Origin of the sequence: Arthrobacter sp. fls2-241-R2A-172, assembly GCF_030208885.1 — a bacterium.
Lineage (GTDB): Bacteria > Actinomycetota > Actinomycetes > Actinomycetales > Micrococcaceae > Arthrobacter.
In genome coordinates this window covers 464,564-486,921 of sequence record NZ_JARVTB010000003.1, presented here as the reverse complement: position 1 = coordinate 486,921, position 22,358 = coordinate 464,564, and the positions used below count along the sequence as shown (strand labels likewise).

18 protein-coding genes are annotated in these 22,358 nt (G+C 64.9%); 9 read left to right on the top strand and 9 right to left on the bottom strand.

Translation table 11 applies throughout. The features are described 5' to 3' along the window. Positions 1-25 precede the first annotated feature (25 nt). Positions 26-1,492: a sugar porter family MFS transporter gene (locus QRM57_RS07760; RefSeq protein WP_284986158.1), complete on the bottom strand. Its 1,467-nt coding sequence runs from the start codon at positions 1,490-1,492 to the stop codon at positions 26-28. Between the two features lie 128 nt (positions 1,493-1,620). Here QRM57_RS07760 and QRM57_RS07755 point away from each other — a divergent pair, with 128 nt between their 5' ends. Then, entirely contained in the window at positions 1,621-2,643 is a 1,023-nt protein-coding gene (locus tag QRM57_RS07755; protein WP_350309834.1) for a LacI family DNA-binding transcriptional regulator, read from the top strand. Here the strand turns inward: QRM57_RS07755 and QRM57_RS07750 are convergent. Both QRM57_RS07750 and QRM57_RS07745 read right to left on the bottom strand, forming a co-directional pair. Further along, positions 2,640-3,071: a LexA family protein gene (locus tag QRM57_RS07750; protein ID WP_284986156.1), complete on the bottom strand. Its 432-nt coding sequence runs from the start codon at positions 3,069-3,071 to the stop codon at positions 2,640-2,642. The two genes, QRM57_RS07755 and QRM57_RS07750, sit on opposite strands and share 4 nt — an antisense overlap. Before the next feature lie 104 nt (positions 3,072-3,175). Further along, the gene (locus tag QRM57_RS07745; RefSeq protein WP_284986155.1) at positions 3,176-3,781 is read right to left on the bottom strand and encodes a dihydrofolate reductase family protein; all 606 of its coding nucleotides are present in this window, start codon (positions 3,779-3,781) and stop codon (positions 3,176-3,178) included. 100 nt (positions 3,782-3,881) lie between these two features. On the opposite strand from QRM57_RS07745, the gene QRM57_RS07740 reads away from it, so the two are divergent. From QRM57_RS07740 to QRM57_RS07725, 4 genes are all read left to right on the top strand, one after another. After that, positions 3,882-4,319 (top strand): hypothetical protein, encoded by a 438-nt coding sequence (locus tag QRM57_RS07740; protein ID WP_284986154.1) that lies wholly within the window; start codon positions 3,882-3,884, stop codon positions 4,317-4,319. Between the two features lie 138 nt (positions 4,320-4,457). Then, on the top strand, positions 4,458-5,327 hold the full coding sequence (locus QRM57_RS07735) for an FAD-dependent oxidoreductase (RefSeq protein ID WP_284986153.1): 870 nt from the start codon (positions 4,458-4,460) through the stop codon (positions 5,325-5,327). Positions 5,328-5,454: 127 nt separating this feature from the next. Beyond that, a complete protein-coding gene (gene deoC, locus QRM57_RS07730; RefSeq protein ID WP_235519415.1) occupies positions 5,455-6,147 on the top strand; it encodes a deoxyribose-phosphate aldolase in 693 nt (230 codons plus the stop codon). A 51-nt stretch (positions 6,148-6,198) separates the two neighbouring features. Beyond that, positions 6,199-6,426 carry a hypothetical protein gene (locus QRM57_RS07725; RefSeq protein WP_211713208.1) on the top strand — a complete coding sequence of 76 codons (228 nt, stop codon included), beginning with the start codon at positions 6,199-6,201 and terminating at the stop codon, positions 6,424-6,426. A 130-nt stretch (positions 6,427-6,556) separates the two neighbouring features. On the opposite strand, the gene QRM57_RS07720 is transcribed toward QRM57_RS07725, so the two are convergent. Then, a complete protein-coding gene (locus QRM57_RS07720) occupies positions 6,557-7,366 on the bottom strand; it encodes a metal-dependent hydrolase (RefSeq protein ID WP_284986152.1) in 810 nt (269 codons plus the stop codon). Positions 7,367-7,371: 5 nt separating this feature from the next. Next, entirely contained in the window at positions 7,372-11,004 is a 3,633-nt protein-coding gene (gene mfd, locus QRM57_RS07715; RefSeq protein WP_284986151.1) for a transcription-repair coupling factor, read from the bottom strand. Between the two features lie 108 nt (positions 11,005-11,112). Here mfd and QRM57_RS07710 point away from each other — a divergent pair, with 108 nt between their 5' ends. From QRM57_RS07710 to nhaA, 4 genes are all read left to right on the top strand, one after another. Continuing rightward, positions 11,113-12,651 (top strand): SDR family oxidoreductase, encoded by a 1,539-nt coding sequence (locus tag QRM57_RS07710; protein ID WP_235519409.1) that lies wholly within the window; start codon positions 11,113-11,115, stop codon positions 12,649-12,651. Between the two features lie 48 nt (positions 12,652-12,699). Continuing rightward, positions 12,700-13,197, top strand: coding sequence for a DUF2505 domain-containing protein (locus QRM57_RS07705; RefSeq protein ID WP_211713204.1), 498 nt, complete (start codon positions 12,700-12,702; stop codon positions 13,195-13,197). Position 13,198: 1 nt separating this feature from the next. After that, the gene (locus tag QRM57_RS07700; RefSeq protein ID WP_211713203.1) at positions 13,199-13,420 is read left to right on the top strand and encodes an SCO4848 family membrane protein; all 222 of its coding nucleotides are present in this window, start codon (positions 13,199-13,201) and stop codon (positions 13,418-13,420) included. Positions 13,421-13,560: 140 nt separating this feature from the next. Further along, on the top strand, positions 13,561-14,871 hold the full coding sequence (gene nhaA / locus QRM57_RS07695; protein WP_284986150.1) for a Na+/H+ antiporter NhaA: 1,311 nt from the start codon (positions 13,561-13,563) through the stop codon (positions 14,869-14,871). 24 nt (positions 14,872-14,895) lie between these two features. Here nhaA and sufU read toward each other — a convergent pair whose 3' ends face one another. From sufU to QRM57_RS07675, 4 genes are all read right to left on the bottom strand, one after another. Continuing rightward, positions 14,896-15,351, bottom strand: coding sequence for a Fe-S cluster assembly sulfur transfer protein SufU (sufU, locus tag QRM57_RS07690; RefSeq protein WP_235519402.1), 456 nt, complete (start codon positions 15,349-15,351; stop codon positions 14,896-14,898). Between the two features lie 44 nt (positions 15,352-15,395). After that, positions 15,396-16,721 (bottom strand): cysteine desulfurase, encoded by a 1,326-nt coding sequence (locus QRM57_RS07685; RefSeq protein ID WP_284986149.1) that lies wholly within the window; start codon positions 16,719-16,721, stop codon positions 15,396-15,398. Between the two features lie 88 nt (positions 16,722-16,809). After that, positions 16,810-19,233: an ATP-binding protein gene (locus QRM57_RS07680; RefSeq protein WP_284986147.1), complete on the bottom strand. Its 2,424-nt coding sequence runs from the start codon at positions 19,231-19,233 to the stop codon at positions 16,810-16,812. A gap of 468 nt (positions 19,234-19,701) precedes the next feature. Beyond that, on the bottom strand, positions 19,702-22,356 hold the full coding sequence (locus tag QRM57_RS07675; protein WP_284986146.1) for a helix-turn-helix transcriptional regulator: 2,655 nt from the start codon (positions 22,354-22,356) through the stop codon (positions 19,702-19,704). Positions 22,357-22,358: the final 2 nt, after the last annotated feature.

Genomic DNA, 22,358 nt, shown 5'->3' with positions numbered 1-22,358 from the left:
TCGAACGCCGCACCCAACAGGGAAGCTAGGAGGCTCCCGCGGTGTCCTTCTTGTGTACAAGGTAGATGGCGCCCGTGGTGACGTCCTCCTCCAGCGCTTCCAGGGTGCGGCCACGGGTTTCGGGCACCTGGGTGTAGATGAAGATCAGCGCGAGGATGCCCACCACCCCAAAGAGGAAGAAGGTGCCGGTAATGCCCACGCCCGCAACCAACGTGGGGAAGAAAAGGCCCAGGAGTGCGTTGGCGATCCACAGGCAGAACACCGACAGCCCAATGGCGAATCCGCGGACGTGGAGCGGGAAGATCTCGGACAGCATGACCCAGACAGCAATGTTCAGGAACGTCTGCATGGAGCCAACGAAGGCGACCACCAGGAAGAGGATCACGAAAGGCCGCGCGGGGTTTCCGACAGGTAATGCAATGGACGCAATACCGATGAGGAAGTGGCACACGGTGGTCAGCGTGAAACCGAGCAGCAAGGTGGTACGTCGGTTGATCCGCTGCATGAGCGTCAGTGCGATGATGCCACCAACTACCGCGATAACGCCCGGTGCAATGTTGGCAACGAGCGCCGCGTTGGAATCGAACCCGGCCTCCACCAGCACCGACTGGCCGTAGTACATGATCGAATTGATGCCGGTCAGCTGCTGGGCCACACCCAGCCCGATGCCTACCAGGATGATGCGCAGGATCCACTTGTCCTTCAGTGCAGCCCAGGACGTGGCCCGGGAGGCTCGTTCCTCGTCGGCGAGGTGCTTCACATCGGCCATTTCAGCTTCTGCCCGCTCTACGGACCGAATGGTCTTCAGGACAGCAAGGGCTTCCTCCCACCGCCCTTTGGAGATCAGCCAACGAGGTGACTCGGGCATCCTGAGCATCCCGAAGAACAAGGCAATCGCGGGCAGCGCGGCGACGGCGAGCATGACCCGCCACACTCCGCCGAATTCACCCCAGACGTTGCCAATGATGGCGTTGACGACGAAGGCGGCGAGTTGGCCGATGACGATCATCAGTTCATTGCGCCCCGCCAGGGAGCCGCGGATTTCGTAGGGTGCCAGCTCGGCCAGGAACACAGGGACCACCGTGGATGCACCGCCGACGGCAAGGCCGAGAATGACCCGCCCCAGGACCATGACCTCGAAACTTGGGGCAAAGACGCAGGCGATCGTGCCGCTAAGGAACAGCACAGCCAGCAAGATGATGGTCTTCCGGCGCCCCCAGGAATCGGAGAGCCGGCCACCCGCAACGGCTCCCGCCGCCGCGCCGAACAGCAGCGAGCTGGTGACAACGCCTTCGGTCAACGGCGTGAGGCCGAGGTCGACCGTCATTGGTCGCAGGGCGCCGTTAATGACGCCAGTGTCGTAGCCGAACAACAGGCCACCGAACGTTGCAACCAGGGCCACAAGGCCAAGGCGCTTTCGATGCGGGCCGTTGGTCAGCTGGGGAAGCGCGACGCCGTGGGCGCCTCCCCGCTGCATTTGCGTAGCAGACATCAGGACTCCTTTGTCAGTGTGGTGCGGGTCATAACCGCCCGCTCTGAATACAGACTAACGCGCGAAAGGTTTAAATGTAAGGTCAAACTAACAAATGAGGAACTTTAGCTCATATTCGCCATGGGAAGATGGAGGGCATGGCCCCTGAACAATGGCATCGTCCCGCGACGCAGAGCGATGTGGCTCGCGAAGTCGGAGTGTCAAGGACGCTGGTGTCGTTCGCCTTTCGCGGAGCCCCCGGGGTCAGCGACGAGACAAGGGAAGCCATCTTCGCGGCCGCCCAACGTCTCGGGTACCGGCCCAACGCGGCGGCCGCCGATCTGGCACGCAAGCACCGTTCCGCCGTCGGACTCTATTTGATGGATATCCGAAACGAGGTCTATGCAGACATCCTTAGCGGCGTCCGCACAGCACTCCCCCATGACGGCAACAGGCTCATACTGAGCGTCTCCCGGTCGGTCGACGGCGTGGATCGGGGCGCACTGGACTCCCTGATTGAAGCCAGGGTGGGGATCATCATCGCCGCGACACTCCTGGACACCGACCACCAGGTGCAGGAACTGGCCCGGGTAGTGCCGCTGGTCAGCGTGACCCGCCCGGTCGAAGGCGTAGACAGTGTGTACTCCGATGATGTGACCGGTGCCCGCGCCGCGACAGAACATCTGCTTGGCCTCGGGCACCGGCGGATCGCCCATCTGGCCGGCCCCATTTACGACGGACACACCGCGCGTCGGCAGAGCTACGAGAAAACCATGCTCGACGCCGGGCTCGCGCCGGTGACGTTGTCGGCGGAGGACTTCACACAGGAGGCCGGGGAGCGGGCAGCATCGGAACTGCTTGGCCTGGCAGACCGGCCGACCGCCATCTTCACCCACAACGACCAGCTCGCCCTTGGCGCCCGGGAAGCCGCTTACGCAATGAACTTGTCCATTCCCCGGGATCTGTCGCTGGTGGGATACGACGATTCGAGGACTTCCCGGCTGCACGGAATCGACCTCACGTCCGTTGACCTGCAGGCGTTCGAGTTGGGCCGCCGTGCCGGCTCTGTGGCGCTCGAACGCCTGGCCAACCCCGACGCGCCCACAGCGGACATCCGCCTCACGCCGCGCCTGATAGTCCGGAATTCCACCGCGCCGCCGGGCACCAGCTAAACGTGGTGCAGGCACGTGGTGGCCACCCCCCAGATGGTCAATTCCGACAGCGCAGCCACCGTGATGTCCGGAAATGCAGGGTTGTCCGCCTGGAGCACCACGCCCCTTGAGGTGATGCGGAGCCGTTTGATGGTCAACTCGCCATCCAATACGGCAACGACGACGGACCCGTCCTTGGGCTCAAGCGCCCGGTTCACGATCAGCTCGTCACCGTCGCTGATCCCGGCACCCTCCATCGACTGTCCGGTAACCCTCACCACGTACGTGCTGGTCACGTCCTTGATTAAGTGCTCATTGAGGTCGATCCGGCCGTCAAAATAGTCTTGTGCCGGGGAGGGATAGCCCGCAGCAACAGCGACGGGAGCCAACAGCACCGACGCCAGGGAAAAGCCCGCATCTATCACGCGGGGGCCGACGATAACGCCCACAACACACCTTTATTCGAATATATGTTCGATATTCGAGTGTACATCCGTTGGGGGACATTGTTCTCCTGCGGTTATGGGACCCCGGAGATCAGCACAGCGCCGGGCTAGTCCTTGACGCCGCCCACGCTATAGGTGACGTGGGTGACCAGTCCGGTGCCACTGACGGAGGTCGGTTCGAGCCTGAGGTTCCCCACGCCGTCGAGCAGCCGCTCCCCGCCACCAAGGATCACAGGTGCTATATGGAGCCGCAGTTCGTCAATCAGCCCGGCCGACAGGAACTGCCGGGCAGTCGACGCTCCCCCGGCGATCGCCACGTCCTTGTCCCCCGCGGCGTTCCGGGCCAGGGACATTGCCTCTTCGACTCCGCCGTTGATGAAGTGGAACGTCGTGCCACCCTGCATCTCCAGCGGTTCACGTACATGATGGGTCAGCACATACACCGGCGCGTGATAGGGCGGCTCCTCGTCCCACCAACCGCGCCAGTCCGCGTCCCACGGGCCAGGACCCGGTCCCGCGAACATGTTCCTGCCCATAATGAAAGCGCCCGCAGCGAGGATCCCTTCCACCTGGGCGGCATTGGCTTCGCGTTCCTCGAACTGCCACCGGTGAAGGGTTTCGCCGCGCTCACCCAATGGCATCTGCAGGCTCTGGTGGGGACCGGCCACGTAGCCATCGAGGGACACGGTCAGGTCGCATGTGACTTGGCTCATGGGCCCATCATTGCATCCAAAACCTCAAGGTGGCGCCAAAACCCTCGCCAAACCGCCGCGCCAAGGCGGACACTGGGGGCTAGACCTTCAGGAGGATTCCATGGCGAGTACTGCAGAGCTGGAGCAACTTGGCATCCTGGTGGGCGAATGGGAAACCACCGTCCCGGGACGGGAAGTCAAGGGCCGGACGACGTTCGAGTGGCTGGAAAACGGCGGCTTCCTCATCCAACACTCCACGGTGCAACAGCCGGAATATCCCAACTCGGTGAGCATCATCGGTGCCACAGGCTCCGATGGGGCGCTCCAGCAGCACTACTTCGATTCCCGCGGCGTCGCACGCGTATACGACATGATCCTGAAGGACAACGTGTTGACGCTTTTCCGGGACGGCCCGGACTGGCCCCAGCGATTCGTGGGACGGTTCAGCGACGATGGCAACGTGATCAACGCACGCCTGGAACGCGGAACCTACCCCGGCGGACCCTTGGAACACGACTTCGACATGGTCTACACACGGATCCACCCACGCTCGATGTGACGCACGTTATTACCGGCCGGTAAACAACACGCTACGGATCGGCCAAAGATGGCAACAGCGGGGAAACACCCGCGAAAAACCGAATGCCTAGGCTGATGATCAACAGCACCAAACAGGTCATCAGCGAAAGGGCCGAACATGTCCGCCACTCCGTCCGCAGCATCCCTCCACATCGTCATCGCAGGCGCAGGTCCAGCAGCCCAGGCTTTGGTGCGGCGGCTGGCCGGCACGGCCGATACCCGGCTACGTCCCTTCACCGGCACCATCACCGTGCTCAGCAACCGCGACGACTGCCCCGAGGCCCTCCTCGAACTGGCAGAACTTCCACAGGTCTCGGTCCGGTTCGGCCAGGCGGCCAGCTTCATCGATCCGCACGCCAAAGTTGTGACCACAGTGGACGGCATGGACTTCTCCTACGACCAGCTGGTTATCGCGACCGGCTCTGCCCCGGCTCTCCCGCCAGTCGCCGGTGCTGAAGCCAGCCTGAGCTACTCCACCATCGATGATGCGGCCACCATCGGCGAAGCCGTCCATGATCTCACCCGGATCGTTGGACGCCGTCCGCTGGGAATCCTCGTCGGCAACGGCCCCGCGGCCGGCCAGGCAGAGGCCGTGCTCCGGGCCCGCGGAGTCCGTCCCGTGCGCACCACCCTCCGCCCTGCCGCCGTCGTTCGTTCCATCGCAGGTTCCCCTGTACCGGCCACCGGCATCGTGTTCGAGGACGGCAGCAGCATGAACGGGGACCTCGTGGTCCTGGCCGAGGAGCGGACGGCCCGCAACGACCTCGCCGAAAGCGCTGGGCTCCTGATTGCGTCCGACGGCGGCATCTCCGTGGGGCGCGACCTCGCCACCTCCGTCCCGGGCATCTGGGCAATTGGCGATGCAGCGTCCTGCGACGGCCTCCGGTTGGGACTCCTCCTTTCCGCCGAATCTTCCGCAATGCTCTGCGCTTCGGGCATGATGCTCGGTGTCTTGGGCAGCGACCAATTGGCCCCGTTGGCGGCCTAGGCGGCAACCGGGTTGCCCTTCCACAAGCGGCGGAAGGGCTACCCGGCCCGTATGGCAAGATGGTCCTTTGACGGGCAGTGACAACCCTGCGGCCACCGGGCCGGCCACGCCTGCACGGAAGGATCCCATGAGCAACGAAGCCGCTACCCCGGCAAACATCGCCTCCTACATCGACCACACCCTGTTGAAGCCGGAAGCCAGCGAGGCGGACATCCTCAAAGTGTGTGCCGAAGCCGTCGAATACCAGTTCAAATCAGTGTGCGTGAACCCGATCTGGGTCAAGACCGTCACCAAAGCGCTCAAGGGCTCGGGCGTGCTCACATGCTCTGTGGTCGGCTTCCCGATGGGCGCTACACCCAGCGACGTCAAGGCCTTCGAAGCCCGTGGCGCCGTCCTTGACGGGGCCGACGAAATCGATATGGTGATCAACATGGCCGCTGGACGCGCCGCAGACAAGGGCGCGCTGGTGGACGACATCCGGGCAGTCGCCGAAACAGTGCACGCCGGCGAAGCAATCCTCAAGGTCATCATCGAGACGTCCATGCTGGACGACGAGCAAAAGGTCATCGCCTGCGAAGCAGCTGTTGAAGCGGGCGCAGACTTCGTCAAGACCTCCACCGGCTTCAACGGTGGCGGCGCCACTGTTGAAGACATCGCGCTGATGCGCAAGACGGTGGGACCGGACATAGGCGTCAAAGCCTCCGGTGGGGTGCGATCGCTGGCCGATGCACAGGCTATGATTGCAGCTGGTGCAACACGTATCGGAGCGAGTTCCGGAATTGCCATTGTCAAGGGTGAGCAAGGTTCATCTGCCTACTGAGGCTTCCCGACCGCCAGAGATTTTGAGCCCTGCGGGGCCGAGGAGGAACGAATGTCCAAGAACGCAACCAGCGCCCCCATCGAGCGCGAGAACAACCTGGGCCAGAGCATTGTCCTGTTCCTGGTGATGATTGTGCTCTTCCTGGGCGCTATCTACTCGCTGTCCTTCCTCAGCCTCGAAAACCCGTGGCCGATGGCTGTGTGCCTGGGCCTGTTCGCCCTTGCGTTCTGGATCCCGCAGACCATCCTGGGCCGCTCGGATTCGGCTGGCGAAAGCTAAACCCTCTACTTCTGCAGGAATGGCCCGGGCGTTTGCCCGGGCCATTCTTGTCTGTGGTGGCGGATCGCCTCGCGGCCAAGGGCTGGCGGCTTCACCGCACCGAGCCACCGCACCGAGTCACCGCACCGAGTTACCGCACCGCCAGGACGCCTCCAAGCGCCGCGAGTACGCCCGGCCAGTGCTGTTGCGCAAGGGTCCAGGCGGCCACTCCCATCCCCACCATGGCGTATCCGCTCACGGGAATCAGCACCAGCCATTCCCGCCGCGAACCTGCCCGGCCCAGCAGCGGAATGGAAAACGCGCCGTTGGCCCGCCACACTCCACTGATGACTGATTTGCGCAGGAACTTCGGCGGTTTGATCACTATCGGCCACAGGAGCGGCACGCCGCCCACAGTGATCATGTCGCCCACAATATGGATCACGACGCCGGTCAGCATGGACAGTGGCAGCCACCCCCACTGGTCCGGCGCAAACCACGTCACCAGGCCAGCCATGACGATCGCGAAGAGCCAGTTGGTGATCCAGCCGGACTTCGGAAACAGGTTCAATGCCTTCGCGGCGAGGTTGATCATGAACATGCACAGCAGCCCGGCGCCGACCGAGAGTTTTCCGACCGGGGTTACCATCTGGAACTGTGCCGCCATCGCTGCGAGGATCACGAACGCCGAAGCCCCAAGCAGTGAGTGGGTCCCCTGTCTATGCCCGCCGCTGGCCCTTTCGATCCCTACCGCAATCGCATTGGACAGCGGGGGCAACGAATTTGCGATGGTGCTGTGCCGGTGGTCCCAGTCGCACACAAGTGCCGTTCCCGCCGTCGCCATGGCGCCAATGAGGATTCCGGTGGAATCCAGCGGGTACCAGCCCAGGGCGTAGGGGCCGGTCGAAGCAATAGCTATCCACGCCGCGGCTCCCGACGCGGCGTGGTGTCCTCCCATCATCGAGGTTAGCCCGCCTTGACTGGCACGTCGGTGAAGATTGCTTCAATCACGTTGTTGGCCCACTGCAGGATTTCGGCGTCCTGGAGATCCCGGCCACCGATCCTGGCCGTCTTGGGTTTGGGGATAAGCACAGCGTCCAGCGCCGGCTTGACCTGGGAACCGGGATACATACGGTTCAACCGCATGGTTTTGGACTCGGGCAGTTGCGCCGGCGAGAACCGGATGAAGTTTCCTTGGAGCGCGACGTCGGACAGCCCGGCTTCGCGGGCACCCACCCGGAAGCGGGCCACGGCGATCAGGTTCTGGACAGGCAACGGCGGCTCGCCGTAACGGTCCACCAGTTCTGCCAGGACCTCGTCGATTGCCTCGTAAGTGATGGCCGAAGCCAGCTTGCGGTAGGCCTCCAGGCGCAGCCTTTCGCCGGGCACGTAGTCGTGTGGCAGGTGGGCGTTGACCGGCAGCTCGATCTTCATCTCGGCGGCCTTCTCTTCGGCCTCGCCGCGGTACTCGGCTACAGCCTCGCCCACCAAGCGGATGTAGAGGTCGAAACCCACGCCTTGGATGTGGCCTGACTGCTCGCCGCCGAGCAGATTGCCCGCGCCACGGATTTCCAGGTCCTTCATGGCCAACTGCATGCCGGCACCGAGTTCGTTGTGCGCCGCCACGGCTTTCAGGCGTTCCAAGGCAACCTCGCCCAGCGGCTTCTCCGAAGGGTAGAGGAAATAGGCGTAGGCACGTTCGCGGCCACGGCCAACACGGCCACGCAGCTGGTGTAGCTGCGAGAGACCGTACTTGTCCGCGCCATCAACAATCAGGGTGTTCGCGTTGGAGATGTCCAGGCCGGTCTCGATAATGGTGGTGCACACCAGCACATCGAAGCGTTTCTCCCAGAAGTCCACGATGATCTTCTCGAGGCGGCTTTCGGACATTTGGCCGTGCGCCACTTCCACGCGGGCTTCCGGCACCAGCTCGCGGATCTGGGCAGCGATCCGCTCGATCGAGGACACCCGGTTGTGGACGAAGAACACCTGACCTTCGCGCATGAGTTCACGGCGGATGGCGGCGGAAGTCTGCTTGTTGGTGTACGGGCCAACATATGTCAGCACCGGGTGCCGCTCTTCGGGCGGGGTGGCAAGGGTGGAGGTTTCCCGGATGCCAGTCAGCGACATTTCCAGGGTTCGTGGGATGGGGGTGGCACTCATGGCAAGGACATCCACGTTGGTGCGCATTTTCTTGAGCGCTTCCTTGTGTTCCACACCAAAGCGCTGTTCCTCGTCCACGATCACCAGGCCCAGGTCCTTGAACTCGAAGTCCTTGGACAGCAGGCGGTGGGTGCCGATCACCACATCCACGGCACCGCTCTTGACCCCCTCCGCCGTTTCCTTGGCCTCCTTGGTGCTCTGGAAGCGGGACAGCGGCTTCACGCGCAGCGGGAAACCGGAGAAGCGTTCAGTGAACGTCTCGTAGTGCTGCTGGGCAAGGAGCGTGGTGGGCACCAGAACGGCAACCTGTTTGCCGTCCTGCACCGCTTTGAACGCCGCACGGACAGCGATCTCGGTTTTGCCGTAGCCCACGTCGCCGGACACCAGCCGGTCCATGGGGATTTCCCGTTCCATGTCCGCCTTGACCTCGTTGATGGTGGTCAGCTGGTCGGGCGTTTCGATGTACGGGAAGGCTTCCTCGAGTTCACGCTGCCACGGGGTGTCCGGGGCGAACGCGTGCCCACGTGATGCCATGCGGGCCGAGTACAACCGGATGAGTTCGCCGGCGATTTCCTTGACGGCCTTGCGTGCCTTGGATTTGGTGCTGGCCCAGTCCGCGCCGCCCATCTTGCTCAGTGCCGGGGCATCGCCACCGACATAACGGGTCACCTGGTCCAACTGGTCCGTGGGCACGAACAGCCGGTCCCCCGGGGCGCCACGCTTCGAAGGTGCGTACTCGAGCACCAGGTACTCCCGCAGCCCGGCGTCGGAGGACGACGTGCCAACCACCTTGCGCTGGATCAGCTCCACGAACCGGCCGATGCCGTGTTGTTCGTGCACCACGAAATCGCCCGCGTGCAGCTGAAGCGGGTCCACTGCGTTCCGTCGCTTGGATGGCATGCGCCGCATGTCCTTGGTGGAACCCGCCGTGGCGCGCCCCAGCAGGTCGGCTTCGGTCAGCAGGCCCAGCTTCAGGCCGTCAAGGACAAAACCACGTCCGACGGCGGCGGTGGTCACCTCGATGATGCCCGGTTGGGGTTCCTTGTCCAAGGACTCCACGCGGGAGCAGGGAATCTCCGCATCATGGAACAACTCGGCAAGGCGCTGCGCGGGGCCAGGACCGTCGGTGACCACAACAACACGCCACTGCTCGCGGACACGTGAGCCGATGAACTCCAGCATCTCGGCCACGTCGCCCTGGTAGCCGCGGGGTTCGCGGGCACGCATATTCAGGACGTCGATATCCAGGACCAGGTCCTCGTCCGATGCGAGCGAGGTGATGGACCACCAAGACACGCCGTGTTCAAGGGCCGCGGAGCGTGTGTCGGTCAGGGACCGGAAGCTGGCGGCGTGCAGGTCAGTGGATGCCTGGGATGACAGGTCAAGGGGCGCCGCACCGCCGTCGGACGCCGTTGACCAAGCAGCTTCCAGGAACTCTTCGTTGGTAGCCGCGAGGTCGTGCGCGCGGGTTCGCACCTTCTCCGGTTCGATGACTACCGACAGGGACCCCGCAGGGAGCTGGTCCACGAACGGAACCATGGCATCCACCAGCACCGGGGCCAGCGACTCCATGCCTTCCACGGCAATGCCGCCGGCGATCTTCTCCAGCATGTCTGCCGCGGCGGGCATGTCCGCCTTGAGCTTGGCAGCCCTGGACATCACCGATGGCGTGATCAGGATTTCGCGGCATGGGGGCGCGTGAAGTTCGGTGGGGTGGTGGACACCGGGGGCGGACAGCGAGCGCTGGTCGGCTACGGCGAACCATCGCATCTGGTCTACCTCGTCGCCGAAGAACTCCACCCGGATGGGGTGGTCTTCCGTGGGCGGGAACACGTCGATGATGCCGCCGCGGACGGCGAATTCGCCCCGGTGCGTCACCATGTCCACCCGGGCGTAGGCGGCGTCGGACAGCGCCCGGACCACCTCGGTGAAGGGGCGCTCCTGCCCCACCTGCAGCGTCACGGGAACCAGGTCACCCAGGCCGGCAACGATGGGCTGGACCACGGCGCGGACCGGGGCAACCACCACACGCAAGGGGGCCGCCGTCGAGGTTTCCGGGTGGGTCAGGCGGCGCAGGACCGACAACCGGCGGCCCACGGTGTCCGATCGTGGCGAAAGCCGCTCGTGCGGGAGGGTCTCCCAGCTGGGGAAGGTAGCCACGGTGTCGGCGGGAAGGTAGGAAGCGAGCGCTGCGGTGAGGTCTTCGGCTTCGCGGCCCGTTGCGGTGACAGCGAGGACCACCGGCGCGCCCGCACCGTCGGCACCAGCCTGAGCCAGGGCATCAGCCATTTCGGCAAGCAGAACAGCCCGCATACCCGTAGGTGCGCTGATCTGGTAGTCGCTGTTGCGGTCGGAAAACTCCCGCTGAGCCTCCGTTCGGACGCGCGCGAAAGTCTTGTCCTCCGCCAGTGCGCGGCGCAGACCGTTGAGGCTCATGGCTGAAACTCCTAGGGTGGTTCCAAGGGCAGGCAACACAAATGCCCGGAAATTCGTCAGAATGCCGGGTCATTCCAGCCTACCCCTCCCCCAGCCACAGGAGTTCTCTTGCAATCTTCCGAAGCGACGCATTCCAACAACCCCCGGGAACCCAGGACTGTGCTGGTCACGGGCGCTACCGGCTACATCGGCGGGCGGCTGGTCCCCCGGCTCCTCGAAGCCGGCCACAAGGTCAAAGTCCTGGTCCGTACGCCGCAGAAGATCGCGGACGTACCGTGGCATGACGACGTCGAGATCGTGGAAAGCAGCCTGTCCGACTCCGAAGGCCTGGCCGATGCCCTCAGCGGTGTGGAGGTCCTGTATTACCTGGTGCATTCCATGGCGTCGGGCAGCGGGTTCGAAGCCAAGGAAGAAGCCATGGCGCGGCTCGTCGCAGGAGCCGCTGCGGATGCCGGAGTGGACAGGATCGTGTACCTGGGCGGTCTGCACCCTGAGAACACCGAACTTTCCACCCACATGCGTTCACGCGAGACCGTGGGCAAGGTGTTCCTCGAATCCCCTGTTGATGCCATCGTGTTCCAGGCCGGTGTGGTGATCGGTTCGGGCTCTGCGTCCTTTGAAATGATCCGGCACCTCGCCGACACCCTGCCGGTCATGCCCGCGCCCAGCTGGGTTAACAACAGGATCGAAGCCATCGCTGTGCGGGACGTGCTGCACTACCTGGTGGCAGCGGCGGCCCTGCCGGAGCAACTTAACCGTTCCTTCGACATCGGCTCCCGCGACGTCCTGAAATACAAGGAGATGATGAACGAGTACGCGGTGGAACGCGGACTCCCCCGGCGCCTGGTCATCGCGCTCCCTGTTCCGGCACCAAAACTTGCCGGGCTCTGGGTTGCGCTGGTCACCCCCATCCCCCTGTCCATGTCCCTGCCGTTGGTCCAGTCGCTGCAGCACGACGCCATCTCGCGGGAGCACGACGTCGACCATTACATCCCCCAGCCCGACGGCGGCCTGACGTCCTACCGCCGCGCCGTCGCTTTGGCGCTGGGCAAGGAAAGGGACGGCCAGGTGGAAACCACCTGGGCCAACGCAGGGATCGACGCCGACCCTCTGCCAAGCGACCCGGACTGGGCCGGCTACAAGGTCTACGTTGATGAGCGCACCTTCCATAGCGAAGCCAAACCGGAACACGTCTGGACCATCATTGAGGGCATCGGCGGCAAGAACGGCTGGTACTCGCTGCCTCTGGCGTGGCGGGTACGCGGTTGGCTGGACAAGCTGCAAGGTGGGGCCGGGCTCCTGCGGGGACGTCGGCATCCGAAAACGCTTAACACGGGCGAAGTGGTGGATTGGTGGCGCGTCGAAGCCATCGACCGCGGCCGTTTGCTCCGCCTGCGGGCTGAAATGCGGGCCCCGGGCGGCGCCTGGCTGGAGTTGGGGGTTGAGCCCGACGGCGAGGGCAGCCTCTATAAGCAGCGTGCCATCTTCTTCCCCCGCGGTTTGGCCGGCCGGCTGTACTGGCTGGGCGTGTACCCCTTCCACGGATTCATCTTCCCGTCCATGGCCCGCAACATTTCAGCGGCGGCTATCACGCTCCAGGACGCGGGCCAGGAGCAGGGTTCAGGGGTGCCCACCCAGACCCCGTAGGATGTTTGGGAGCTAAGAAGCTTCACCAATACCATCCACGGAGGACCCATGGCCCTGAGTGCATCCACCACCCTGCCGCACAGTGTCGACCGCGTAGCGGCCGTTTTCATCGACGAGGATTTCCTGCGCCACACCAGCGAACTGGTGGGCGGTTCCTTGGAATCGTTCACCATCGAAGGCGACCCTGCAGGTGCGTTCAATACCACCACGGTCCGTACCCTGCCCACCACGCGCCTGCCGGACATTGCCCGCAAGTTCGTTGGCGAAACCCTGACGGTCACCCAGAAGGAACAGTGGGAAGCACCTGCTGCTGACGGCTCACGCTCCAGCAACATCGCCTTGAAGATCTCGGGTGCTCCCCTTGATGTGACTGCCGTACAGCGCCTGGTGGCAGACGGCACCAGCACGCGCATCGAACTCGATGGCACGGTGTCCTCTTCGGTGCCCTTCCTTGGCGGAAAGATTGCTGACGCCGCGGAGCCCATGGTGGGCAAGGCCCTGAACATCCAGTCGCAGCAGGCCCAGGCCTGGCTCGAAAGCCACTAGCGTGGAGATTCCGGCGATCCTGGCCGTCGTCCTGATCGTTGCCGGCGTCTGGTCCTTGGCGGTGTGGCCGCAGTTCCTGAAGCGGGTCATGAAGGATCCCCGCGCCCGGGACGCTGCCGGCAAGGCCACCAAGTTCCTTACGGTCCACGTCGTGCTGGTCACCATCTCCATGGTGCTTGGCCTCGCGACGGCGGCCATCGGCGTCGCGGGCCTCGTCGCCTGACGCTGCGCCCACCCAATCAGGGGACAGCACCTGCTGTCCCCTGGTTGGGTAAGATGGATACTGGTGTGCCGGGAAGTCTGGTCGGCGGAGTCATTGTGCTCCCCTTTGACCGACTGATTTCCGCGAGTTAGGAGCCCTTCGTGGCCCAGAAGCCCCCCGCAGCCACCAAGCAGCCCGGCAAAGTCTTTGCCCGGTCCAGCTACCCCGAATATCGCCGCATCCTCTCCATCCTCCGCACCGAGACCGTCGGCGGGGCCCTCCTCCTGGCAGCCACGGTGGTTGCGCTCATCTGGGCTAACTCCCCCGCAGCGGGCGCCTATTTCGCCTTCCGCGACTTCAGGATCGGCTACGAACCGTGGCACCTTGAACTCAGCCTCGGCCACTGGGCCTCGGACGGGCTGCTGGCGGTGTTCTTCTTCCTCGCCGGACTTGAGCTCAAGCGCGAATTCGTCGCCGGGGAGCTCCGCAAACCGGCCCGGGCGGTGGTCCCGGTTGCAGCAGCCATCGGTGGCGTGCTGGTCCCCGCCCTGATCTACGTCCTCTTCAACCTCAACAGCCCTGATACCCTGAAGGGCTGGGCGATCCCCACAGCCACGGACATTGCCTTCGCCCTGGCTGTGCTCGCCGTGATCAACACGCACCTCCCCGCGGCGCTGCGGACCTTCCTGCTGACACTTGCCGTGGTGGACGACCTCATCGCTATCGGCATCATCGCGTTTTTCTACTCAACCGGGCTTCAGCCACTCATGCTGCTGGCCGCCCTGGTTCCCTTGGGCCTGTTCGCGTTCCTCGTCCAAAAGCGGATCCGCAGCTGGTACCTCCTGCTCCCCCTGGCCCTCGCTACTTGGGGCTTCGTTCATGCCTCCGGTATCCATGCCACCGTCGCCGGAGTCCTGCTGGGCTTCGCCGTTCCTGTCCTGGCCAACGGAAAGAAGGGGGAACCCGCCGAGGGCCTGGCCGAGCACATCGAACACAAGCTCAGGCCCTTCTCCGCAGGATTCGCGGTCCCCGTCTTTGCGTTCTTCTCCGCTGGCGTAGCCTTGGGCGGATTCGATGGGATGGGTGCAGCACTGACGGACCCCGTTGCCGTGGGCATCGTGGCGGCTTTGGTGGTGGGCAAAGCCGTGGGCGTTTTCGGAACCACGTTCCTGGTCACCAAGACCACGCGCGCCAGCTTGGACTCAGGCATTGCGTGGATCGACCTCTTCGGGCTCGCCCTGCTGGCCGGCATCGGGTTCACAGTCTCGCTCCTGATCGGCGAACTCAGTTTCGGCGCCGGATCCGCGCACAACGACCACGCCAAGGTGGCCATCCTGGCAGGTTCCCTGATCTCGGCGCTGCTGGCCGCCGTCGTCCTTAAGGCCCGTAACCGGCGGTACCGCCAGGTCCAAGCGGACGAAGAAAGGGACGACGACGGCGACGGCGTGCCTGACGTCTTTGCCCGCAGCTGACCGAAGCGCTGCTGCGCCCGACTGCTAGGTGGTTGTGGCCTGGTTGAGGGCGTCCTCGGCCGCGACCCAGGAGATCATGGCGCACTTGACGCGGGCCGCGTAGCGGGCGACGCCCTCAAACGCGGCGGCATCCCCGAGGATCTCGGGGTCGGCATGGACCTTTCCGCGTGATCGGAGGACCTCGCGGAAGTTCTCGATCACCGAGTGCAGTTCCTCCACCGACATGCCTTCACCCATGTCGCTGAGCACCGAGGCGGACGCCATCGAGATGGAGCAACCCGCGCCGTCCCAGCTGATCTGCTGAACGGTTCCGTCCGACACAGCGAGCCGCAACGTGACCTCGTCCCCGCAGACCGGGTTCAGCTGATGCGACTGTCCGGTGGTGGCGCCGGCCGGAGCTGGAGTTTCCGCGAGCCCGCTGCCGTGCCGTTGCTTGGAGTGGTCCAGGATGATCTGTTGGTACAACTGGTCAAGACTCATGATGCGCTGATGCCTAACTAAGTATCTGGGGGGGAACCCGGTGTTCAGGCCTGGAAGTAGGCCCGGACCCCGGAAACGGCGTCAAGGAAAGCATCGACGTCGTCCGTGGTGTTGTAGAGGTATGTGCTTGCGCGGGTGGTGGCCGTCAGGCCCAGGCGACGGTGCAGCGGCTGTGCACAGTGGTGGCCGACACGAACCGCGATTCCGCGGTCGTCCAGGAACTGGCCGACGTCATGGGCATGCACGCCGGCGACATCGAACGCAGCCAGTCCGATCCGTTCAGAGCCCGAAGCAGGCCCTACAACGCGGATGCCGTCGATGCTTTCCAGCCCCTTGACCAGCCGTTGGCCCAGGGTCGATTCCCATGCGTGGATGCGCTCGATGCCGGTTTCGGCGAGGTAGTTCACGGCAGTTGCCAGAGCCACTGCCTGCGAGATGCGCTGGGTCCCGGCTTCGAACCGCTGCGGGGCGGGCAGGTACTCCGCCCGTTCCATGGTGACCGTGGTGATCATGGAACCGCCGGTCAGGAACGGCGGCAGGACATCAAGGAGTTCCTGCTTGCCGTACAGGACGCCCACACCGGTAGGTGCCAACATTTTGTGGCCGGAGAACGCAGCGAAGTCGACGTCCAGGTCCTTGACGTTGACCGGCATGTGCGGCACGGACTGGCAGGCGTCCAGCACCACCAAAGCGCCGACGCGACGAGCCAGGGCCACGAGCTCCGCCACGGGGTTGATGGTTCCCAGGACGTTGGAGGCATGCGAGAAGGCCAACACTTTGGTCCGCTCCCCGACGAGTTCCGCCGCAACATCCAGGCGAAGCGCGCCGTCGTCCGTGATGGGGATGTATTTGAGCGTGGCACCGGTCCGGAATGCGAGTTCCTGCCACGGGATCAGGTTGGCGTGGTGCTCCATTTCGGTGACCACGATCTCGTCACCTGCGCCAATAGCCAGTTCCTTCAACGCGGCGCCACCACGGCCCTGCGCGGCCCACAGCGCGGCGTTGGAGAGGGCGTAGCTGACCAGGTTGAGGCCTTCGGTGGCGTTGGAAGTCCACACTGTTTCTTCGTAATTGGCGCCGATGAAGTCCGCGACAGTCTGGCGGGCGTCCTCGAACACTTCCGTGGCTTCGACGGCCAGGTGGTGCGCCCCACGATGAACCGCAGCATTGCGTTGCTCGTAGTATTCCTGCTCGGCCTCGATCACGCTGAGCGGGTTCTGGGACGTAGCCCCGGAATCGAGGTAGATCAACGGTTTGCCGTTGACCAACTGATCCAGCACCGGGAAGTCGTTCCGGATCCGCAACACCTCCGCATTGTCCATGGCAGGCACGGACCGTAGGAGTGAGGCGGGGGTTGATACGGCAGTCAAGGGACGCTCCTTGGAAATCCTTCAGGGACTCCCCATTATCCCACGGAGACCTCCGGCGTGCGGAGCAGGGGGTGTGCCTTACAGCACGTTAGCTGCCGGCCCGCCCGGGGGCCCACCCCAGCGGCGGAACAGCTCCGCTTTCGAAAGCGGTGAGCAACTTGTTGACCAGCATCGTGGCGCGGCGGCTTGCCGCGCTCCGGGTCTTGGCCTCATAGCCTCTTGCGGCGCGGGAGTAGCTCATGGCGGCGTGGGCGAACAGCCGATCCTCCGATAGGCTCCGGCCCGCGGCCTCGAGCGACTTTGGCTCATCTCCCATCAACGCCTTGGCAAACATCGCGAGGGAAGCCCCGGCCGCACCCTGCAGGACTGCGGCTGCTTCGGCCAGCTGCCGCTGGCTGGCGGGATCGTCGACGGCGGCCGCGTGGGGGTCCAGCGCGATGAGGGAGAGCGCCTCGGCTTCGATCAAAAAGGTCCGGTCCCCACGGCCCTCTCCTGCGAGCTGGATCAAATGGGCCGGCTGGCCGGAGGAGCCATCCCGCCCGGCGACACAATCCCGGGCCGCCGCGACGTAGAGCGCGCTGAGCCTGGGCAGCAGCGCCCCGGGATCGTGTCCGGTCAGTGCGGAACTGCTTCGCCCGGCACATTCCAGGGCGGCCTCCGGATTTCCGCACAGGGCCTCCGCGTAGGCCAACAACGCGGCCGCCAGCGAAAGTACCTGCGGAAGGCCGGCGTCGTGCAACTCTGCCAGCACCGGCCTCAAGGTGCGTCGTGCTGCCCTGGCGAGCCCCTGGACCAGCTCGGCATATCCGCGGGCGACATCCATGCACACGGCAAGGTTCGCCGGCAGGGCGTAGGGGGCGGGGCAATCCAGGAGTGCGTCCATGGTGTCCCACGCCAGGCTGTACCTCAGGCAGATGGCGTGGCGGAGCAGGACTGCCGGCCGGAACATCGCCAAGGCCGGGTCCGCGTCGAGTGCCGCCATCGCAGCTGAGGACCGTTGCAGCGCCTCCGGCACGGCGCCGGCGAGCAAGAGGCGTTCGGCGTCCCGGACGTTGCCGGCGACCAGGGACCACGGTTCCGAGGCATCCGGCTCGACACCTGGAACGGCCCCGAGGAGCTCCAGCGCCATGAGGTGGTGCGTGGCATCTGACTTCACGGCCGGCGACTCTCCGCCTACAGCCAGGCCACGAAGTTCGGGGGCTGCTTCGCGAAGTTGGCCCTCGGCGAGCAGCGCCCGGGCCCGGAGGAGCCTCGCTTCGTCCCGGTGGCCCGGATCCGAGACGGCCGCCGCTGCCCGCATGGCAAGTTCCGCCGTCGACGGCCTGTCAGCGGCGGGCGCCGCAGCCAGGAGAAGTTCATCCGAAAGGGAGAGTCCACACTCCAGTGTCCATGTCATCCATCGCAGCAAGGTAGGCGCGGACTCCCTGGTGAGCGCCGGATCCTCGATTCCCAGACGCAAAGCCACGCTCCTGGACCGGGGAACCGACAGTCGGGTCGCTTCGCCACGCAGCCACGGACTTGTGCGGAGCAGAGGCGGGCTGCCGCCGAGCATCCTGACGTGTTGCAAAGCAAGGAGGTGTTCCACGGCCCCTTGGCCAAAGTGGCGCTCCACGACGTCCAGGCCTATCGGTTCGGCGAGCGCAACGAGTTCCAGGGCCTGCCGCTCTTCCGACGTCCTCGCAGCGTTTTCGGTGCGGACACGCTCAACAACCCGCGGCCAATCGCAGTGTGCGCGGACGTCAATGGTCCAGAAGCCCTCCCGCTGCACCAGCAAACGGGCGCTTCGGGCGTCTGCGATCGCCAGGCAGAGGAGGGCCGCATTGAAGCCGCATATGGCCGAGAGCAGGCTGCTGGCCCGTCGCTGGACCTGCCCGCCCAGCAGCGCTTCGCACAGGGCGTGCGCCTCTCTGAACGTGAAAGGGGGAAGGAAGTACTGGTCCAGGAAGCCTTCCTCCCAGAGCTGGTAGAGATCCTGGGGCAGGGGCCGGCGGCTGTCGGCGGTTGCCACCAGGGTGGCCCCGAAGCCCGGAATGAGCTGCAACAGGACAGCCAACGACGCCGGGTCGACGTCGTGGATGTCGTCCACCAGCAGGACCAGCGGTGGTCGCGACGGCGGGGTCGGCTTCCTGTTGCGGCGTCGTCCGGGAGGTGGGGTGTACAGGTGCGCGGCGGGCCCCAGCGAACTGGTGAGGGCGCGGAGGACATGCAGGCCCGGCAGAACGGAATCACCGCCGTCGGCTTCGAAGGCCCCCAACGCGCCATACCGGATTGCCTTCAATTCGGGGGTGCCCGCGAAGGTGCGGACGTCCATGGTGTCGGATAGTCCTGCTTTGATGGAGAGCAACAGGTGGGTCTTTCCCGATCCGCTGTCACCTGCAACCACGATCCCGCTGGTGGATGGCGATGGTACTGAGGAAAGAATGATGTCCAGAAGCTGTGTCCGGTCCGGGAGGGACGTTGGCCGCAGTCCGGCTGTGACGGTGTCTTCGTCCAGCCAAGGATCCGGCAGCATGCACACTCCACTAGAAGCAGTCCCATGGTCCGGGAATTTGGGGGGTCCGCGATTCGCGGGTCCCTGGCCTAGAAGCCGGCGACGGCTGGGGGGAGAGTCTCGGTCTCAGAAGACTCTGTCGCCGCCGGCTTCGTCCAGGGCCGGATCACCTTGCGGTGGCCGGAGCATCGGTTCTGGAGACCACCGATGCGGATGATGCGACTTTCGGAATCCCGGTGATGCTTGGGGCTGAACCGTTCTTCCAAGATCAATATTGCCGGGACCGGAAATTCCGTACATCAGTAGTTGGTACTCGAATAGTTCGGGGCTTTCGGGACCCCGATACTGTGTTGTACTCAGTCCCTTGGGCGGGCACTACTTGGTTTGGGCTCGGGACATCCGGGGATTACTCCAGTGAATGGTTAAACACCGCAGGATCCCGGCACAAGTAGCGCGGGATCCTGCATGCAGGTACTCGGTTTGGTCCTCTCAGGGACGGACCGCAGCCCCAAGGTCTTCGCGTCGGCGGATACCCAGTTTGGCGTAGCTCCGATACAGGTGCCCTTCCACGGTACGCACCGAAACCATCAGCTTCTCGGCAATCTGCCGGTCAGTCAGTCCCGAGACCGCCAACGCAACAATGTCCTGCTCGCGTCGCGTCAACGGGACGGACCGGTCCGCGTCGGCCTGCGGATCATGGACCAGTGCGTCACCCAGGTTCGCCTCGCTGACGTCCCGCAGGACCGCCGCTTGCCTGGCCTCGGGACGCTTTCCTTCGGCATCGAAAGTTGCCGCAGCCTTGTCAAAAGTCACAGCTGCGGGGCCCGGCATTCCGGCAGCGGCCAACAGGTTGCCCGCGTTGACGTACCCTTGGCCCGTACCGGCCACGTCGGCTGCGGCAAAAGAATGCCAGCCGGCCGCCCAGGCCCCCGCCATCGACGACGCCGTTGCCCTGATGGACTCCATGGCTTCCGCTTCACCGAGTTCGGCCCTGAGGACAAGGTTCTGGAGCAAAAGACCTGGCAGGCCGTGCACAGGCCGGGACGCAGGGATCTGCCTCAGTGCCGGCAAACCGGAGCCCTCCTCAACGAGTTCCATGCCGGCCAGCCTGAAGATCTCGGCCAGGGAATCCACATATGCTCCGCCAGAGCCGTTGGTGTCCTGCTCCCCTGCCAACCGGTGGGCGAGGGCGGCATCACCGGACCTGGCCGCGGCGTACAGCGCCAGTGCGGCGCCCAGACCACGCAAGCGTTGAGGATCAGTGACCCCGAGGGCTTCGACGGCGGGGGTCAGCATCTCCGTGGCCTGCTCCAGCCGGCCCTGCCGAAGCAGCGACAACCCCTTCAGTGCCTGGATACCTCCACCGAAAACAATGAGGCCCATGGCCGAGCTTGCGGCGTATCCGTCAAGCGCGGAGTTGACTGCATCCCAGTCCCCGGACTCCAGGGCTGCGAACACATAGCGGACCACCACGAAGTCGCGGAAGTAGAGGAGGTCCTCCGTGCGCCCGTCCAGGAGCGACAACGCCTCCCGGCCCGCCTCCATTGCCTGCACAGGCTGGCCTTCTGCGGTGAGCAGTTCACACTGCATGGCCAGCAGGGAGATCCGGTTTGTGACGAAATCCGCTTGTTCCGGGTCAAGGTCCGCAGCAAAGAGTTCCAAACCTTCGCGGAGTTCCCCGTACTGGCCGTCGTAGGCCAACGCGGCCAACTCCAATACCCGGGCTTGCCTGCCCACGTGCCCGCTCATGGCCTCCGGCAGCCCCTTCACCAGGGCTTCCGCAGCGGCCTGGGCCTCGGCCACGATCGCTCCGGATGAATCCCCGGCTGCGGTCCTGGCCGCGGCCCACAACAAGCCGGTCCCCAGGGGTCCCGACGGGTCGGCGTCCAGGAACCCGGAGTCCACCTCCAACAAGCGCGCGGCACTGCGGAAGTCGCCGTCGTGATAATGCACCATCGCCATCACTGCACGTGCCCGCGGTTGCAGCGCATCCGAACGGACTTTGCGGGCTGCCGCCATGGCCAACGGATTTTGGAGCAGCCTGGCGGCCAGGAAGGCAGCCTGGAGCAACTGTTCATCCTCGACGTCGGCGCCACAGTCCAGCGCCCAGCTCACCATGCGGAGCAACCCTTCCGCCGTTGGCGGCTCCGAGAGCAGGTCCTGCACCATCCTCTGGCGGATTTGCAGGCTGCGGGCTGGCGAAACGATCTGGCGAAGAGCCTCGCTGTACAGCGGATGCCACATTTTGAGGGGGCTGCCGGGACCGTTGGTTGATACGACCATGCGGTTGTCCACCAACGCCCTTACAGTGTCCCTGCCAACCTGGGCGTCCAATACCGAGGCGGGGACGGGTTCGGACAGGGCAATGACGTACATGGCCTCCCGTTCGGCCTCGCTGGTCCGCAGGACCCTGTTCCGCACGACCTCGGCCAGGCCTTCGCCCGTCCCGGTGAGGGCACCTGTCAGGAACCAGATGCCGTTCCGGCGCACCAGCTTCCCATCGGCCCGTGAATCGTCCAGCAAGCAACGCAGCAGCAAGGGGTTGCCCTCGGAAAGGGTGTGCAGCACCTCAGCGACGCTCGCCATGACCGTTCCGCCAAGGGTTTTCTCGGCGAGTTCAGTGACCTTGTCCTTCTCCAAGGGGTGTAGTTCCAGCCGTTCGGCCAGTCCGTCGTACCACAGCTGGAGCAAAGCCGGCGGCAGGCCGGGACGAGGCCTGCTGGTCGCCACCAGCCGGGCCCAGCCTGCCGTCACCAGTTCGGCCAGGATTTGGGTACTGCCTTCATCGAGGTCATGGGCATCATCGACGATCAGCAGCAGGCGGGCACCTTCTCCGCCGCGGCGCCTCTCGAACTGCGACCAGAACTCACGAAGTATCGCTACGGGGGACGTCGCCTGCTCCACCGGAAGGTCCAGCAGGTAGGGCGCCAGGACGCCATAGGGAACAGCGGACAGTGCGGGACTTCCGTGAATCCGCATCACCACCATCTCGCCGGCGAGGCGGGCGGCGATCTCGGCCGCCAGGGCAGTTTTGCCGATGCCGGGGTCCGCGAGCAGGAGCACAGCCCCCGCACCCTCCTGGCGTAATATCTCCGTGGCCAAGGCCAGCTCTGAGTCCCGGCCTACAAGGTGCTCAGCCTGCATGG